Annotated in this window: 1 pseudogene; it reads left to right on the top strand. The window is 66.7% G+C overall.

Going from position 1 to position 840, the window contains the following annotated elements:
- Nucleotides 1-94 precede the first annotated feature (94 nt).
- A pseudogene (locus FBQ73_RS23230) lies at nt 95-840 on the top strand (IS630 family transposase); the annotation flags it as partial.

Raw genomic sequence — 840 nt, 5'->3', positions numbered from 1 at the left:
CTAGAGCGTTTTCCTCGCGTTTTGATTTGGCTGGGCTTCCCAAATCTGCGGCGTTCTGATTCAAGCTTCGTGTCGGAGAGGGAGGCCGACATGCATGGCCAGGACGCTGTCTTTGGACCTGCGGGAGCGGGTGGTTGCCGCCGTCGAGGGCGGGATGTCGCGGCGGCAGGCGGCCGAGCGCTTCGGGGTGAGTATCGCCAGCGCCGTGCGCTGGTGCGCCAGGGTGCGGGAAACCGGAAGCGTCGCGGCCAAGCCGCGCGGCGGTGACACCCTCTCCGCCCGGATCGAGGCGCAGGCCGACCTGATCCTGAAGCTGGTGGAGGAGACAAGCGACATCACCCTGATGGAGCTTCAGGCGCGCCTCGCCGAACACGGACACCGCTTTGCCATCGGCACGCTGTGGCGCTTCTTCGATCGCCACCAGATCACCTGGAAAAAAAGACCGCGCACGCGGCCGAGCAGGACCGCCCCGATATCCTGAAACAGCGCCAAGCCTGGTTCGACGGCCAACTGGACCTGGACCCGGAGCGGCTCGTCTTCATCGACGAGACCTGGGCTTCCACCAACATGGCGCGCCGCCACGGCCGTTGCCGGCGCGGGAAACGCCTGCGGGTCGGCGTGCCGCACGGCCACTGGAAGACGACCACCTTCGTCGCCGGCCTGAGATCCACCGGCATGGTCGCACCCATGGTACTCGACGGCCCGATCAAGGCCGTGGCGTTCCTGGCCTATGTGGAACAGGTTCTCATTCCCGAGCTTTCGCCAGGCGACATGGTGGTGATGGACAATCTCGGCTCCCACAAGGGGCCTCAGGTCCGCGCCGCCATCGAGGCTGCCGGC

It is taken from the genome of Xanthobacter autotrophicus (genome assembly GCF_005871085.1).
In the GTDB taxonomy this organism is placed as follows: domain Bacteria; phylum Pseudomonadota; class Alphaproteobacteria; order Rhizobiales; family Xanthobacteraceae; genus Xanthobacter; species Xanthobacter autotrophicus.
This window is presented reverse-complemented; position numbering and strand designations above follow the sequence as displayed.